Source organism: Kribbella sp. NPDC006257 (assembly GCF_040613535.1).
Classification (GTDB): domain Bacteria; phylum Actinomycetota; class Actinomycetes; order Propionibacteriales; family Kribbellaceae; genus Kribbella.
Genome location: NZ_JBEXSJ010000014.1, coordinates 40,418 through 55,192, shown reverse-complemented (window position 1 = coordinate 55,192; position 14,775 = coordinate 40,418). Strand labels below are relative to the sequence as shown.

Here is a 14,775-nt window from a genome sequence, read left to right as displayed (position 1 = left end):
GGGGATCCAGTTAGGTGGCCCCTGGTCCGTGCTTCACATACGGCGATCAGGCCGGTACTCTCCGGTAGAAGTGAAGGTTGTTCAGCTTCGAGGGAGGTCGCGATGACTCGTCGTCCGTTCGTTGCGCTGGTGGTTCTTGGGGTCGTCGCTGCGGGGGTGACGGTTGCGGGGCAGGCGGCGGCGGTGGATGCGGAGGAGTACCTCGTGGGGAGAGGGATCTCTGATATCACGGGGCCGGCGGCTGAGAATGGGATGATGGGGTATTCGAAGTTTGGGCAGAATACTTCGGGGATTCAGCAGCGGTTGCGGGCTCGGGCGTTTGTGATGGTGGACCGGGCGAGTGGGGAGCGGGTGGCGTATGTCAACGCTGATCTGCAGAGCATTTTTCAGGCGCAGCATGATGCGGTGCTGGCGAAGTTGCAGGCGAAGTACGGGGGGTTGTACAACGAGCGGAACGTGTTGCTGAACGCTACGCACACGCACTCGGGGCCGGGTGGGCAGTCGCATAATCTGGCGTACAACTTGTCGATTCTGGGGTTTCAGAAGCAGGCGTTCGATGCGACGGTGGATGGGATCGTTGAGGCGGTGGTGAAGGCCAACGACGATCTCAAGCCGGGAAGCATCAGCTTGGGTCGCAGTCAGTTGACCAACGCGAGCGTGAACAGGTCACGAGTAGCGTTCGATGCCAATCCGGCGCCTGACAAAGCGGCGTTTCCGCAGGCTATCGATCCGGCGGTGACCGTGCTGCGGTTCCAGCAGAACGGGCAGGACGTCGGGGCGATCAACTGGTTCGCGACGCACCCGACCTCGATCACCAACGAGAACACGTTGATCAGCCCGGACAACAAGGGGTACGCCGCCTACCGGTGGGAGCACGACGGCAAGGGCGTCAGGTATCTGGACGACAATCGCAACGGGTTCGTGGCGGCGTTCCCGAACACCAACGCGGGAGACATGTCGCCCAACCTGAACCTCAGGCCGGGTTCCGGCCCGACCGAGGATCCGGTAGAGAACGATCGGATCATCGGTCAGCGCCAGGTGGACGCGGCGGAGCAGGCGTACAGCGGGCCGAGGGCAACGATCACCGGCGGCATCGATGCGCGGATGCGTTATGTCGACATGTCGTCCGTCCAGGTGGACCCGCGGTACACGCCCGACGGTCAGCCGCATCGCACCTGCACCGGCGTCGTCGGGGTGTCCACGCTGGCCGGCAGTGTCGAGGACGGTCCGGGCATCGCGATCATCCCCGAAGGCGTGACGAATCCGTTCTTCGAGTTGCTCAAGCCGTTCAAGGTGGATGTGCCGCCGTGGCTGATCAGCTGCCAGTCGCCGAAGGCACCCGCAGTACCGACCGGCATGCTGCAGGCGACGCCGGACATCGTGCCGATCCAGCTCGTCAAGCTCGGCCAGTTCCATCTCGTCGCGGTGCCGGGTGAGTTGACGATCGTGGCCGGTCTGCGTCTCCGCCGCACAGTTGCCCAGGAGCTCAACGTCCCGCTCGATAACGTGCTGATCCAGGGCTATGCCAACGCCTACAGCCAGTACGTCACCACGCCGGAGGAGTACCAGCTCCAGCAGTACGAAGGCGGGTCGACGCTATTCGGCAAGTACACGCTGCCCGCCTATCAGCAGGAGTTTGCCGGCCTGGCCAAGGCGTTGAAGACCGGCGTACAGGTTCCGGCTGGTACGCATCCGCCGACACCGGCTACGGCTGAGTTGAACCTGCAGACCGGCGTGGTGTTCGACAGCCCACCGCCGTTCAAGTCGTTCGGCCAGGTGCTCACCGACGCGGCCCCGGCGTACCAGGTGAATCAGACGGTGACTGTCTCCTTCGTGACCGGGCACCCCAAGAACGACCTGCACCGCAACGGCACCTTCCTCGAAGTCCAGAAGCTCACAAGTGGCCAATGGCAACGAGTTGCCGACGACGGAGACTGGGGTACGACGTATCGCTGGGAGCGGACCGGACCGGCCGATTCGAAGGCGACCATCACCTGGAAGGCCGATGCACCCGGTACCTACCGGATCGTCCACCACGGCGATTCGAAGGCGGTGAACGGAACCATCACCCCGTTCACCGGCACCTCACGAACCTTCAGTGTGAGCTAGTAAGCGGCGGGGACTCCAAGGCGCAGTGCCGGTGGCTGTGGATCGGGACCGGTGGGCGGGGTGCTGGGCGGCGATCCGCCAACGTCGCCCAGGCTAGTACTGCGCCGATGACGGCCAGCCCGGACGAGATCCACATGGCGGTCATGAAGCTGTGGCTGAAGGAGACCGGGTCTCGGTAGGAGTCGCCGGTGATGCCTGCGGCTAGGGGGATCGCGGCGACTGCCATGAGCTGGGCGGAACGAGCGATCGCGTTGTTCACGCCGGAGGCTATGCCGGCGTGGTGGTCCTCCACGGACGAGAGAACGGTCGCCGTCAGAGGTGCGACTGTGCAGACGAGTCCTAGTCCCAGGACGACGACCGCGGGGAGAACGTCAGCAAAATAAGAAGAGCCCGGGCCGATTCGGCGCATCAGCAAGAACCCGCCGGCCATCAGGACAGGGCCTACGGTCATCGGGATTCGGGCGCCGATGCGCTCGGAGAGGCTGCCTGCGTAGCTGGAGAGGCCCAGCATCAGCAAGGTCATCGGGAGCAACGAGGCGCCCGCGCGCAGAGCGTCGTACCCGAGGGCTGTTTGTAGGTAGACGACTACCAAGAAGGTGGCGGTGCCCAGGGCGCCGTACACGACGACCGTGACCAGGTTGGCGCCCGTGAAGCGGACGTTCTTGAAGATGCCGGGCGGGAGCATCGGATGGGAGCTGCGCCGCTCGACCTCCACGAAGACCGCCAACCCAACCACCCCGATCACGAGGCTGGTCAGTACCAATGGATCACCGAAGCCGCGGTCGCCGGCCGAGATCAGCCCGAGCGTCAACCCCGCCAAGCCGATCGTGGCCAACAAAGCGCCGCCGAGATCGAGCTTGCCGGTGGAGGTTTCGTCGCGGGTGTCAGGGACGTGCCGCATCGCCACGAGCACGGTCACCGCGGCGAGCGGCAGGTTGATGAGGAAGATCAGCCGCCAGGAGCCGTGATCCACCAACGTGCCGCCGACGAACGGGCCGACCGCGGCCGCGACCGACGTCAACCCGGACCAGGCGCCAACGGCCTTGCCGCGATCCGAGTGCCGGAAGCTGGTCTGCAGGATCGCCAGGCTGCCAGGAGTCAGCAGCGCGCCCCCGATGCCTTGCAGCACCCGGCCCGCGATCATCACCGAAAGGGTCGGCGCCACCGCGCAGACAAGAGAAGCCAGCGCGAACCAGATCACCCCGACCACGAAGAGCCGCCGTCGGCCGAGCCGATCGCCCAGTGAGCCGCTGAGCAGGATCAGCGACGCCAGCATCAACATGTAGCCGTTGACGATCCACTGCAGCCCCGCGATACCGGCGTCGAGATCTGAACCCATCGCAGGCAGCGCCACGTTCACGACAGTGCCGTCGAGGAACGCCATCCCGGAACCAAGGGCAGTGGCCGCCAGCACCCATCGGCCCCGCGCCGTCCCGAAGGCGATCCGATCCTCTGCATCGACCATAGGGACAGCGTAGGGGCGAGTGTCCTGAGTCGGAGGTTCGTGCACATCTCCGGCGCCCAGGCACGATGCACGCACCTGACCACCGGAGCTGAAGCACGACCCTCCGACTCAGGACACTAGGGCTGCAGTGGAAGATCCAATTGCAGTACTGCGAGCGCCTGGCTCGCCGGGATGCCCTGCTGGACTGCCATGCCGGGTGGTTCGCCGACCGCACACCGGGTCTCGGTCAGCAACGGGCAGATCGCGTTCTGGAGTCCGCCGCCGGAGACGACCAGGTCGGTCGGCAGCGTGCCGTCGAGCTCGGACGTCAGTGGTTTGATGGCGGCCGAGGCGCGCCCGGTCGTCGACGGGATCCGCCGTACGACGGAGCCGCGGAGCCGGTAGGTCAGCTTGAACCGCGTCGGCGCCGTGATCATCGGCAGATCGCGCGGCCCACTGACCACGGCCTGGTCCACCGGGACCGGATCGCCGTCCGCGATCACCGTCAGGTCGGTCACCGTCGGCTTGGTCGCCGTCATCATCCCCGGCAACTCCTCGCCGGAATCGGGTAGCCGCAACGGCAAGGAGGTGACAGCACTCCGCGCGACCAGGTCCTCGGTGATGTCGAAGCTTCCGTCACCCCTCGGTACTGCGGCCAGCCGGATCCCCGGTGCGGTCAGACCCGGCCCCTCGGGGGTCGGCGGTGCCTGGATCGATGCGGTGGCACCGCCGCCGGTCAGGTGTCCCGGACTCGGTGCGGTCGGTCCGGCGTCGCCGTCGCCGTCGCCGTTCGAGCATGCGGTAGCTGCGCCCAGCCCCATTGCCAGTGCGACGAGTGCGATTCCTCTGGACAGCGACATCGGTCCCCCAAAGACCCGGACGCTTCCTCTGGCGGCCGGATCGACTTCCGCATACGATACGCCCCAATTCGCACGATAAAACCTATTCTGAATGTCATTTTTGAGGGGGCAGGAATGCGGAGGCAGAGCGTGTCCAGGTCATTCCGGAGGGTTGTCGAATCAGTTCCGAATATCGGCAGAATGATTTCGAGAATCCGAGGTCCGCATTATCTGAGGGTGATTTCCTGCGCGCTCGCGGTGATGATCGCGGGTGCCTCGGTGCTGCTCGCCGTACCGGCTGATGCCGCCGGCAAGGGGGTCGTGCACGTCGTCCAGGGGCTGCCCGGGCGGACCCTGGACATCTCGATCGACGGCCGGACGGTGGCCCGCGGGGTCAAGGGGGCCGAGGTGGTCGGCCCGCTCGAGATCGCCGCCGGGCAACGGAAAGTAACCGCCAGGGACGGCGGCAAGGTGGTGATCGAGCGGGTCGTCACGGTAGGTGCCGAGAGCAACCTCGACGTCGTCATCCATCGGCCGGCCTCCCCGACCGCGGCGCCGGTGATCACCAGCTACGCGAACAAGCTGACCGGGATTCCGAAGGACAAGGCCGCGCTCCGGGTCGCGCACACGGCCGCGGTCGGACCGGCCGACATCCGGGTGAACGGCAAGGTGCTGTTCGCGAACGTGGCGAACGGTGAATCGCTCGACGTCGTCGTTCCGGCCGGTACCTATTCGGTCGACATCGTGCCGGCCGGCGCCACCTCGCCGGTCGTTCTCGGGCCGCTGGCGCTGCCGGTCAAAGCCGGCTATCTGACCAGGGTTTTCGCGATCGGTGAGCCGGATTCGAAGACGATGAACGTCGTGGTGACGTCGCTGAAACTGCCCGGGTCCGGGTCCGGCAAGCCGGATCTGGTGAACACCGGGACCGGTGGCCAGGCCGCCGGGTTGATCAACGCCGGGACCGGTGCTCAGGCCGCCAGGCTGATGAACCGCGACGAGCCGATCGTGCTGGTCGGTCTGCTGCTGGTCGTCGCATCGATCCTGACCGTACGAAAGGTCGTGCGTCGCTGAGGAGGATCCTGCTCGGACTGCTGTTCTCGTGCGTGGCCCTGGAGGGGTGTGCCGCGCAGGTGAACCAGGCAGTTCCGACTCCTGGCGAGGGCGGCGGCGTACCGGCTGTCGGACAGTCTGCGTCGCCGCCCGGGTTGCCCGTGCTGCCCGGCAGAGTCGGTACGCCGGCCGCCAGTCAACGGGTGCGCTTCGTGCCGACCGAGGTGGTGTTGCCCGGAGGACATCGCGCGCCGGTGCTCCCGGCCAGCACGGTGAACGGCGAACTGCGGGTGCCGGAGGAGGTTCAGCGCGTCGGCTGGTGGGACGGTGGCGCGGAGGCAGGTGATCCGTTCGGGGCGGTGGTGCTGGCCGGTCACGTCGATTCGGCGACGGAGGGTATTGGCATTTTCGTCCGGCTACGTCAGGTGAAAGCCGGGGAAATCGTTGTTCTGACCGGAGACGGCGGGCACACCGCGGCGTACCGGATCGATTCCATCGCCGAAGTACCGAAGAATGCACTTGCGACCAGCAGCGACGCATTCAATCAAACGGGTGATCATAAGTTGGTATTGATTACCTGCACCGGCGCCTATGACCGCTCCAAAGGTGGCTACGAAGAAAACTTGGTAGTAACAGCGACCCCGGTGGGACTGGCCAGGTAGAGGTAGCACCACCGGGTTGGGGGTCTAGCTCCATGGAGGCGGCCGCTCGGTCCGGCGAGAGTTGCCGGCATGAACTCAAAGACGCTCCGAGTCGGCCTGGCCGCCGGTCTGATCGCTGTTCCACTCGTGGGCCCGGTGGCGGCGCAGGCAACCGACTCGCTGGACGGGGTCTGGCAGACGGACGGCTATGGCTTGGTCCTCGCGATCGACAAAGGCCAGGCGCGGGTCTACCCGACTACCAGCATCAGTTGTTCGACACCCACCATCTACCGGCAGAGTGGCAACCGGTTCACGGCCAACGGTGAGCAGGCCTTCACGATCACGGCCAACCGCCTGCATGTTGAAGGCAACGTCGGCGACAAGAACCTTCGCCGGCTGCGTGCCCTTCCAAGGACCTGCACGGAGCCTGGGCCGACCGGGCCGCGAGCAGTCTTCGACCAGTTCTGGACCGACTACGCGGAGAACTACCCGTTCTTCAAGGCGAAGGGCATCGACTGGAACGCCGTGCGGGCGAAGTACCGGCAGCGGGTCACGCCCGGCATGTCCGACGACGCGCTGTTCGGCCTCCTTGCGGACATGATCCGGCCGCTCAACGATGCGCACACCGCGGTCCGGACGCCCGAGGGGAAGCTGTACGAGGGCGTGCGCCCCGGCACCACCTTCCCGAGCGAGGAGCTCGAGGCCCGGCTGAGGCCGTACATCGAGAGCACCGCACTCAAGGGCATCACCTACACGTCGTACGCGAACGACAGGATCGGGTACGCCGGCCTGCCGGGCCGGATCGGGTATCTCCGGATCATCGCGTTCCTCGGGTACGGAAACATCCCCGACTACAACGCCGAGCGAACCGCGCTGAACGCTGCCCTCGACCAGGCGCTGGCCGGCGCGCAGAACCTCCGCGGGCTGATCCTCGACCTGCGGATCAACGGCGGCGGTTCCGATCAACTCGCCCTCGACGTCGCGAGTCGGCTGACGGACAAGCCCTTCTTCGCCTACTTCAAACGAGCGCGCAACGATCCCGCCGATCCCACTCGGTTCACCAAGCCGCAGCCGTTCTTCGTCCAGCCCTCCAACCGCCGCCGGTACGCCGGTCCGTTGGTGATCCTCACCGGTGGGTCGCAGATGAGCGCTGGTGAGACCTTCACCGAGGCGATGATGAACCGGATGCCGCGGCCGATCCGGGTCGGGCAGAACACCCAGGGCGTCTTCTCCGACACCCTCCAGCGAACCCTGCCGAACGGCTGGGAGTACATCCTTCCCAACGAGGAGTTCCGCACCCTCGACTGGAAAGCATTCGACGGTCCTGGCATTCCCCCGGACATCCGGGTCCCGGTCTTCACCCCCGAGGAGCTGAACCACCACCGCGACACCGCCTTCGCCACCGCACTCACCTTGCTGAAGGAAGGCCGCTAGGGTCTGGGGATGGCTAGGTACTTCGATGTGCATCCTGAGAATCCGCAGAAGCGTGCGATCGGGCAGGTGGTCGAGCTGGTGCGCGGGGGTGGGCTGATCGCGTATCCGACCGACTCCTGTTTCGCGCTCGGGTGCGCGTTGGGGAACAAGGAGGGGATCGATCGGATCAAGACGATCCGGCATCTCGACGACCGTCATCACTTCACCCTGGTTTGTCAGGACTTCGCCCAGCTCGGGCAGTTCGTGCACATCAGCAATGCGGTGTTCCGGGCGATCAAGGCGACCACCCCGGGCAGCTACACGTTCATCCTGCCGGCGACCAAAGAGGTTCCGCGCCGGTTGCTGCATCCGAAGAAGAAGACGGTCGGGGTGCGGATTCCGGATCACGTGGTCACGCAGGCGCTGGTCGAGGAGCTCGGCGAGCCGCTGCTGTCGACGACGCTGCTGCTTCCCGACCAGGAGGAGCCGATGACGCAGGGCTGGGAGATCAAGGAGCTGCTCGACCATCAGGTGGATGCGGTGGTCGACTCCGGCGACTGCGGTACCGAGCCGACCACCGTCATCGACTTCTCCGAAGACGTCCCGGAGGTCGTCCGGATCGGGGCAGGAGATCCCAGCCCCTTCGAGTAGGGCGCCGGGGCTTGCGGTTAGGAAAAATCTGACCGAAGGTGTCGCCGAGAGGGAAATGACTCACGGACACCGCCCCGAACGGAGATCATCGTGCCTTCCTTGAAGCGATTCGGCCCCGCGCTCGCCGGGTTCGTCCTCCTGATCGGCCTGCTGCCCAGCCCGGCGCAGGCCTACGCGAACGCCTTCTTCCCGACCCAGAGCCTCAACAACCGCGGCGCCGACACCCTGGCGATCCAGTACCTCCTGCAAGCCAACGGCCAGACCAACCCCACCGACGGCGTCTTCGGCGCCGCCACCGTGACGGCCGCCAAGGCATTCCAGACCGCCAAGGGCCTCGGCGCCGACGGCATCGTCGGTCCGGCGACCTGGGGTGCGCTCGTCCCGACCATCCGGTCCGGTGACACCGGTGCCGCCGTCAAGGCGCTCCAGGTCGAGCTGAACGCCAAGCGCCGCCTCAACCTCGCTGTCGACGGCGTGTTCAGTACTGGGGTCCGCGACGCCGTCATCGCCTTCCAGACCCATGCCGGCATCGGCGCGGACGGGATCGTCGGCCCGATCACCTGGCGCAATCTCGCCTGGCACTACGACTATCCCGACTTCACCGCCAACCTCTGCGACCAGGACCCGGACGGCAACGGCACCGCCGCGAACTGGGCCGCCGCGGCCGCTGTCGCACAGCTGGAAGCGGCCACCAGGTCCTTCGCGAGCACGAACCAGGGTCAGGTCGGGTACGGCGACGCCGGGTTCGAGCACGGCGGTGACATTCCCGGCCATGCCAGCCACGAGAACGGCATGGACATCGACATCTGGCCGATCCGCACCGACAACGCCCAGTGCACCGCCGGCCGGATCACCTGGGAGTCCTCGACGTACGACCGGGCGGCGACCCGTCAACTGGTGCAAGCAGTCCGGGCAGCAGCGCCCGGCCACGTGAAGTTCATCTGGTTCAACGACCCGACCCTGATCAACGAGGGCCTGACCGCCAACTGGCCCGGGCACGACAACCACCTGCACATCCGGTACTGCGAGAAGGTGCACCCCAACTCGACCTACGTCTGCTGACAAAGACAAACTGGAGCCCGTGACCACACTCGACCTGACTCCGGATGACCTGCTCACCACGACCAGGACCGTCCGCAAGCGGCTGGACCTGGACCGCCCGGTGCCGATGGAGCTGATCAAGGAGTGCATCGAGATCGCGCTCCAAGCTCCGTCGGGGAGCAACCGGCAGACCTGGCACTGGCTCGTGATCACGGACCAGGAGAAGCGCGCAGCGATCGGTGAGTACTACCGCCGATCGGTCGCCTCCTATCTGGAGTCTTCCGGTGCAGCCGGGCGCCTGTACGCCGATGATCCCGATCGCGCGCCGGTGCAGCAGCGGGTCGGCTCGAGTGTGGCGTACCTGGGTGAGCGGATGGGCGAGGTGCCGGTCCTGGTGATCCCGTGCCTGCAGGTGAAGTCGTTGGGCGCGGGCAACCAGGCCGGCATCTGGGGCTCGATCCTGCCGGCCGCCTGGAGCTACTGCCTGGCAGCAAGGGCTCGCGGCCTCGGTACTGCGTGGACCACGCTCCACATGACCTACGAGCGGGAGATCTCCGAGTTGCTCGGACTGCCGGAGGACATCCGGCAGTCCGTGCTGCTTCCGACCGCCTACTACACCGGCGACACCTTCAAGCCGGCCCCGCGGCGGCCACTCGACGACATCCTGCACATCGACACCTGGTAGGCCGGCCACGCCAGGGCTGCTACGACACGCCTGGCCTCGCCTAACAAGCTAAGTCATTTTAGGTTGTTAGAAGAGGTGATGACGATGAGCTATCAACCTGAACTGATCGGCGGCCACCTGCTGGTGGACCTGGTGAACACGGTCTCGTGGCGACTCGACGGCGCACGCCGGATCGACCGGCTGAGCACCCGAGTGGACCTCGCGGACTGGTGTGCCGCAGTCGGCCTGAGTCCGGGTGACACACCGCTGCAAGATGTCACCAGGCTGCGCGAGATCGCCTACCGCGTACTCCGGCCGATGGCTCGCGGCGAGGGACCTGCGCGGGCCGACCTCGACGCACTGCGCCGGCTGATTGTCGAAGCGATGGACACCGCCGAGCCATCCGCTCCGGATCTGGTGCGCCTGCTCGACTGGCAGGTCGACGGTCTGATGGGGACGTTGGCGATGGCCGCCGCGCGACTGCTGGAACGTGCGGACCTGACCAGGTTGCGCGAGTGCCAGGACGACGACTGCGGCTGGCTGTTCCTGGATCGCAGCAAGAACGGTTCGCGGCGGTGGTGCAGCTCGGCGGACTGCGGCAACCGGGCCCGGGCGAAGCGGCACTACGAACGGGTGCGTAGCTCATGACTGTCGTCGCGGAGCAGAAGGCACCCTTCCTGGAAGGGATGCGGTTGGGTCTCGGGCCTGCCGGTGCGTGCTTCGTACTGGCGCTCACGTTCGGCGCCGAGGCGCGGAGCCGTGGCTGGGGATTCGGCCTGCCGGTCCTGTTCTCGATGTTCGCGTTCTCCGGATCGGCCCAGTTCACGCTGCTGTCGACCCTGGCCGGCGGATCCGCCGTGGCCGCGGTCACCGCGGGCGTACTGATCAACGCCCGCTACCTGATGATGAGCCTTGCACTGAACGAGAGTCTGCGCGGCAGCCGGTGGTCCCGGGCGCTCCAGGCGCAGGCGCTGGCGGACGCCTCCTTCGTCGTTGCCCACCGCAACGATGGCGGGTACGACGTACGCCGGCTGCTCGGCGCCAGCCTGGTGCAGTGGGTGTGCTGGGTGAGCGGGACCGCTATCGGAGCGGTGATCGCGCCGGCCCCGGACCTGATGCACCGGCTGGGTCTCGACGTGGCCTTCCCGGCCTTCTTCGTGATCCTCGCGATCGACGAGGTGCGGCGCTCGTCCCGGGCGTTGCTGGCGGGACTGATCGGTGCGGCGGTGGCGGCCGGTTTGTTGTTCGTGACCTCGCCCGGTTACGCGCTGCTCGGCGCGACCGCGGCCGCGCTCCTCGGCGTACAGCCGGACAAGGGCGCACTGCCGGACAAGGATGGTGAGCAGGAATGAAGATGTGGCTCTCAGTACTCATGCTGACCGTGATCAGCTGGCTGATGAAGGGGAGCGCACCGCTGGTGATCGGCAGCAGGAAGCTGCCACCCCGGGTGGTCGGAGTCACGGCGCTGACCGCTCCGGTCCTCCTCGCCGGGTTGATCGTGACCGATCTCGGCGGTGCGGGCTGGCGGGATGTCGACTGGACGACTCTGGTCGGCGTCGGTGCGGCAGGCGGGCTGAGCGTCACTCCGAAGGTTCCGATGCTGGCGGCCGTCGCCGGAGGAATCGTCGTGACGGCACTTCTCCGGCTCAGCCTTTAGCCGCCATCTCCTCGATGGTGAGGCCGCTGAGGATCGACTGCGGTTCGGTGACGGTCAGGTCGAGGAGCGGGTCGGCGTCGTCGTCGCGCACCTTGACCAGGAGCCAGTCGCGCTCGGTCCGGGTGAGCGCGAAGATCCCGTTGAGCTTGACGCCCTGCAGCCGGAACTTGAGATGACCGCGATCGATCGCGGTCGCCGGGTCGACCGGACGCTGCTTGTCCCGGGTGAGGTTCTGGTAGACGCCACCGTCCCAGACGATCACGGCGCCACTGCCGTACTGGCTGCCGGCGATCACACCCTCGTACCCGGCGTACTCGAGTGAGTGGTCGGTCGTGAAGACCGCCAGCCGCTTCACCGTCGGGTCCAGCGACGGTCCGCGCGGTACGGCCCAGGACTTCAGGACGCCGTCGACCTCCAGCCGGAAGTCGTAGTGCAGGCGCCGGGCATCGTGCAGCTGGACCACGAAAATAGGTGCCCTAGGCATCTAAGCAACGCCTCCCCGCTGGTGGTCCACCGTACAGACAAGCTTACGGCGGACCACCACGGGCGCGCTGCGGGCCGGTGATCGGGAGGGCGATCAGGCCGCTGCAGCGGTGGGAGGCTCGATCTGGTCGCGCAGCCGGTCGAGAATGCCGCGCAGCAGACGGGAGACCTGCATCTGGCTGACACCGATCTCGGCGCCGATGTCGGCCTGGGTGTGACCCTCGATGAACCGCAGTTCGAGGATCCGGCGTTCGCGCGGTGCCAGCTCGCTCAGCACCGGTTCGAGGACGGCCACCGCTTCGGTGCGCTCGAAGGCGCCGTCCTCCTCGTCCGCGATCGTGTCCGCCAGGCTCGCGGTCGACTCGCCGTCCATCGGACGGTCCAGCGACAGCACGGAGAAACAGCCGTCGGCAGCGATGGCGGCCTCGACCTCGCCGACCTCGACACCGATCGCCTCGGCGAGTTCTTCCAGGGTCGGATCACGCTGCAGATCCTGGACGAGTTGCGGCCGGGCGGCCGCGATGGAGCCCTGCAGTTCCTGCAGCCGGCGCGGGATGCGCACGGTCCAGGAACAGTCCCTGAAATACCGTTTCACTTCGCCCCGGATCGTCGGTACGGCGTACGCCAGGAACGGCGTCTCCGTGTCCGGCCGGTAGCTACGGGCTGCCTTCAGCAGGCCGAGGTAGGCGACCTGGTCCAGGTCGTCGGACTCGACCCCGCGGCCGCGGAACCGGCTCGCGATGCTGTGGGCGATGCCCAGGTTGAGCTCGATCGCCTGCTCCAGCAGGGACTGACGCTCTGCTTCGTTCGTGGAGCCGGCCCGCTGGGCCAACAGGGCCCGGGTGGCTCGGTCGCGGCGCTGCTTCGGATCATTCGGTGCAGACTGCTCGTCGACGGTGCTGCTAGCAAGTGCGGTAACCATGATTCTTGACCTCGCGACTGTGAGTCACGGCGCGGCACATGTCTGGACCGCGGTCAATATCTGTTGGAGTCATTCCTACCCTACGGGATACGAACTTATGCATCCGGGCCCAGATTGCGCAATGCTGCGAGGGCCGCCGCAGGCGTCCGCGCAGAATCGCGCCAGCGCAAGGACCATCCGTACGGTGGGACGCCGGCGGCCAGGGGGCGGACCACCACGCCGTCGGGATACGGAGTCGAGAGCAAACCGACGGCAACACATTCGCCGGCCTTGACGAGTTCGAGCGCGGAACTCGTTCCATCCGTGCTTGCGGGATGCCGGCGCGGGGTGAAGCCGGCCGTCCGGCAGCAGGCCAGCACGAACTCGTTCCACTCCGGAGCGAAGTCGTCGCGCGGTAGATAGTGCGTCTCGCCGGTCAGTTCCCGGACGGCGACCGACTCGGCGGCCGCCAGTGGGTGATCGGCCGGCAGTGCGACGCCGAGTGCCTCGCGCCGGATCAGTCGTTGGGCGACTCCCTCCGGACAGTGCGCGGTGGAGCCGCAGAGCGCGAGATCCAGTTCGCCGCTGAGCAGCCGGCGCTCCTGATCGCGGGTACCGCGGCTGCTCACCTCGAGCCGGAGCGACGGGAGCCGGTCGCGCAGCCTGGCCAGCACGGCACGCGGGGTCGCCAGATCGGTCTGGAGCACATCGATCCGGAGTACCTGGTCCCGTCCGGCCGCGGCAGTCGCGTCGGCCACGCCGGAGCGGATCGCTGCGAGCGCGCCGCGAGCGTGCGGCAGGAAGGCGTCGCCGGCCGCCGTCAGCGTTACTCCCCGCGGCGAACGCTCGAACAACTGGGCCCCGAGCTGGGCCTCCAGGCGCCGGATCTGATTGCTCAGCGCCGGTTGTGACACATAAAGCCGACGTGCGGCCGCAGTGAAATGCAGCTCCTCCGCCATCACCAAGAAATACCGGACCAACCGTAAATCAACGTCCATGACGTCTAGTGCAACCTTCCCACCTGCAGCGATAACCAGAGACTGTGACGTTAGTGCGACTGTGTGTTGGACGTCGAGGGCTCAGCGCACTCAACGTGATTCCTATGACGACACTGCGTGAAGACCTCCGGTCGACCTGGGAAGACCAGCAGAATATCCACGCCCCGGATCGCGAACTCCGTTTCAAACTAATGCTTGATCATGTCGAGCAACTGACCGGTGGATCGCCTGCCCGGGTGCTCGATCTGGCCTGCGGTCCCGGCTCCATCACCCGCCGCGTGCTGAACCGGTTCCCTGCGACAGAAGTAGTTGCCGTTGACATCGACCCGCTGTTGCTCGACCTGGCGCGGGACGCGTACGCCGACGAGCCGCGGGTCCAGGTGATGGCGAGACAGCTGGCCGAACCAAGTTGGACCGACGGGCTCGAGGCCGGCTTCGATGCCGTCCTCACCGCGACCGCGATGCACTGGTTCCCGGCGGACGCGCTAGCCGGTGTCTACGCCGGGGTCGCGCGACTCCTCCGGCCGGGTGGGGTCTTCGCCAACGCGGACCACTTCCCGATCGCGGAGCCCGTACTCCGGGCGGCGGCGGACGCGTTGCACGCAAAGCATCTCGAGGCCGGCTTCCGGGATGGGGTGGAGGACTGTGATGGCTGGTATCGGCGGGCGTACGGCGTACCGGCGTACGAGGGGCTCTGGGATGAGCGGCAGAAGGTGTTCGCGCACTGGAGTGGGGATCTGATGGAGCGCGAGGGGTGGCATATCGATCTGCTGCGGCGGAACGAGTTCGAGCGGGCCGGTGTGGTCTGGCGGCGCGGGAACGACGCATTGATGGTCGCGATTCGGCGCTGAGGGCACGGAACGGCCCCGGTGCTGTCTGCTCAA

16 protein-coding genes are annotated in these 14,775 nt (G+C 66.8%); 11 read left to right on the top strand and 5 right to left on the bottom strand.

Going from position 1 to position 14,775, the window contains the following annotated elements; translation table 11 throughout:
- The first annotated feature begins 102 nt into the window (after nucleotides 1-102).
- Nucleotides 103-2,109: a neutral/alkaline ceramidase gene (locus ABZ004_RS18750; RefSeq protein WP_355681141.1), complete on the top strand. Its 2,007-nt coding sequence runs from the start codon at nucleotides 103-105 to the stop codon at nucleotides 2,107-2,109.
- Here ABZ004_RS18750 and ABZ004_RS18745 read toward each other — a convergent pair.
- Complete coding sequence (locus ABZ004_RS18745; protein WP_355681140.1) at nucleotides 2,096-3,574, bottom strand: DHA2 family efflux MFS transporter permease subunit; 1,479 nt, start codon at nucleotides 3,572-3,574, stop codon at nucleotides 2,096-2,098. The two genes, ABZ004_RS18750 and ABZ004_RS18745, sit on opposite strands and share 14 nt — an antisense overlap.
- Before the next feature lie 116 nt (nucleotides 3,575-3,690).
- Nucleotides 3,691-4,413: a hypothetical protein gene (locus ABZ004_RS18740; RefSeq protein WP_355681139.1), complete on the bottom strand. Its 723-nt coding sequence runs from the start codon at nucleotides 4,411-4,413 to the stop codon at nucleotides 3,691-3,693.
- A gap of 216 nt (nucleotides 4,414-4,629) precedes the next feature.
- On the opposite strand from ABZ004_RS18740, the gene ABZ004_RS18735 reads away from it, so the two are divergent.
- The 9 genes from ABZ004_RS18735 to ABZ004_RS18695 all read left to right on the top strand — a co-directional run bounded on the left by ABZ004_RS18735 (nucleotide 4,630) and on the right by ABZ004_RS18695 (nucleotide 11,509).
- Complete coding sequence (locus ABZ004_RS18735; protein ID WP_355681138.1) at nucleotides 4,630-5,463, top strand: DUF4397 domain-containing protein; 834 nt, start codon at nucleotides 4,630-4,632, stop codon at nucleotides 5,461-5,463.
- Nucleotides 5,464-5,654: 191 nt separating this feature from the next.
- A complete protein-coding gene (locus tag ABZ004_RS18730; protein WP_355681137.1) occupies nucleotides 5,655-6,104 on the top strand; it encodes a class F sortase in 450 nt (149 codons plus the stop codon).
- Nucleotides 6,105-6,173: 69 nt separating this feature from the next.
- Nucleotides 6,174-7,517 (top strand): S41 family peptidase, encoded by a 1,344-nt coding sequence (locus tag ABZ004_RS18725; protein WP_355681136.1) that lies wholly within the window; start codon nucleotides 6,174-6,176, stop codon nucleotides 7,515-7,517.
- Between the two features lie 9 nt (nucleotides 7,518-7,526).
- Entirely contained in the window at nucleotides 7,527-8,147 is a 621-nt protein-coding gene (locus ABZ004_RS18720; RefSeq protein WP_355681135.1) for an L-threonylcarbamoyladenylate synthase, read from the top strand.
- A gap of 90 nt (nucleotides 8,148-8,237) precedes the next feature.
- Nucleotides 8,238-9,209 carry a penicillin-insensitive murein endopeptidase gene (locus ABZ004_RS18715; RefSeq protein WP_355681134.1) on the top strand — a complete coding sequence of 324 codons (972 nt, stop codon included), beginning with the start codon at nucleotides 8,238-8,240 and terminating at the stop codon, nucleotides 9,207-9,209.
- Nucleotides 9,210-9,228: 19 nt separating this feature from the next.
- A complete protein-coding gene (locus ABZ004_RS18710; protein ID WP_355681133.1) occupies nucleotides 9,229-9,873 on the top strand; it encodes a nitroreductase family protein in 645 nt (214 codons plus the stop codon).
- An 84-nt stretch (nucleotides 9,874-9,957) separates the two neighbouring features.
- Complete coding sequence (locus ABZ004_RS18705; RefSeq protein WP_355681132.1) at nucleotides 9,958-10,500, top strand: CGNR zinc finger domain-containing protein; 543 nt, start codon at nucleotides 9,958-9,960, stop codon at nucleotides 10,498-10,500.
- The gene (locus tag ABZ004_RS18700) at nucleotides 10,497-11,204 is read left to right on the top strand and encodes an AzlC family ABC transporter permease (RefSeq protein WP_355681131.1); all 708 of its coding nucleotides are present in this window, start codon (nucleotides 10,497-10,499) and stop codon (nucleotides 11,202-11,204) included. The genes ABZ004_RS18705 and ABZ004_RS18700 overlap by 4 nt, the downstream gene beginning before the upstream one ends.
- Nucleotides 11,201-11,509: an AzlD domain-containing protein gene (locus tag ABZ004_RS18695; RefSeq protein ID WP_355681130.1), complete on the top strand. Its 309-nt coding sequence runs from the start codon at nucleotides 11,201-11,203 to the stop codon at nucleotides 11,507-11,509. Before ABZ004_RS18700 ends, ABZ004_RS18695 begins: the two co-directional genes overlap by 4 nt.
- On the opposite strand, the gene ABZ004_RS18690 is transcribed toward ABZ004_RS18695, so the two are convergent.
- From ABZ004_RS18690 to ABZ004_RS18680, 3 genes are all read right to left on the bottom strand, one after another.
- Nucleotides 11,499-11,993 carry a DNA polymerase ligase N-terminal domain-containing protein gene (locus ABZ004_RS18690; protein ID WP_355681129.1) on the bottom strand — a complete coding sequence of 165 codons (495 nt, stop codon included), beginning with the start codon at nucleotides 11,991-11,993 and terminating at the stop codon, nucleotides 11,499-11,501. The two genes, ABZ004_RS18695 and ABZ004_RS18690, sit on opposite strands and share 11 nt — an antisense overlap.
- Nucleotides 11,994-12,086: 93 nt before the next feature.
- Nucleotides 12,087-12,914, bottom strand: coding sequence for a SigB/SigF/SigG family RNA polymerase sigma factor (locus ABZ004_RS18685; protein ID WP_355681128.1), 828 nt, complete (start codon nucleotides 12,912-12,914; stop codon nucleotides 12,087-12,089).
- A 95-nt stretch (nucleotides 12,915-13,009) separates the two neighbouring features.
- A complete protein-coding gene (locus ABZ004_RS18680; protein ID WP_355681127.1) occupies nucleotides 13,010-13,891 on the bottom strand; it encodes a LysR substrate-binding domain-containing protein in 882 nt (293 codons plus the stop codon).
- Nucleotides 13,892-13,995: 104 nt separating this feature from the next.
- Here ABZ004_RS18680 and ABZ004_RS18675 point away from each other — a divergent pair, with 104 nt between their 5' ends.
- Nucleotides 13,996-14,742, top strand: a complete 747-nt coding sequence (locus ABZ004_RS18675) for a class I SAM-dependent methyltransferase (RefSeq protein ID WP_355681126.1) — start codon at nucleotides 13,996-13,998, stop codon at nucleotides 14,740-14,742.
- Nucleotides 14,743-14,775: the final 33 nt, after the last annotated feature.